Below are 939 nucleotides of genomic sequence, written 5' to 3'. Positions count from 1 at the left end.
ATATCATTACATATTTGATATTTTACAAATAATAACTTCARTGCTTCATCATAGAATATTTTAGCATCTGTAATACTGTTTATTTTACTGTTATTTTGCTCATCTCTAATTTTAAGCGAACTAGTAACGTTTCCTAATATATTTTGCATATTTTGAAGTTCATTAGGATTATTAAAAGCATTAATATTATATTCTYTATCTGTAATAAATATATTTAAATTATCTTTATAAAGATTATTATTTAATAAGTCTTCATATATTGAAGTTTTTAATTCTAATAAAATAAAACCTATATTATTATTATTATAAATAATAGGATTATAAACAAAAAAAGTATCATTATATTTKATAATATTAACATAATAATTAGTTTCACTAGTTAMTAGATTTAATTTATTTCTCTGTATATTAGGCGTATAATTAGTATATACTCTAGTAACACTATTATCTTTATAACCGAAATCCACATATARGTTTCTTGCAGYAGTATCATCTATATTCATTCCTATATTACCTAGGTTTGAAAAGTATATAGCRAAAGATATTATATCAGGGTCATTTACATATTGTTTTTTTATRTAATTGTTAATTATATTTATATTATCATTAAAGTCATTATTATTTCTAGGATAATTATTTATATAGTATGATAGTGCAGTAGTAACATTAATATATTTATCTATTCTTCTTGAGAACTCATTKACGAAATCATTAGCATATTCTCTTTTTAATGAAGCATTTGAAGCAGAGTAGTGATAAGACTCAGCCCTATAATGCATACCATTAACTAATGTAATTATGAATATAACTACAGATATCAATATAGGCACCAAACTATAWCCCATAGGTAAATAATATTCTTTAGAGCCAGTTTTTCTATATAAAGGTCCAACTAAGAAGTTAAAAGAAATAGAAGCAAGCCCCATAGAGAAAGTTATA

Annotated in this window: 1 pseudogene; it reads right to left on the bottom strand. The window is 22.3% G+C overall.

The annotated features are described in order from the left end of the window. A pseudogene (locus GQX97_RS12510) lies at positions 1-939 on the bottom strand (methyl-accepting chemotaxis protein); the annotation flags it as partial.

Source organism: Brachyspira sp. SAP_772 (assembly GCF_009755885.1).
Taxonomy (GTDB): Bacteria; Spirochaetota; Brachyspiria; order Brachyspirales; family Brachyspiraceae; genus Brachyspira.
Note: the sequence above shows the minus strand (reverse complement) of the source record. Positions and strands in the feature narration are given on the sequence as shown.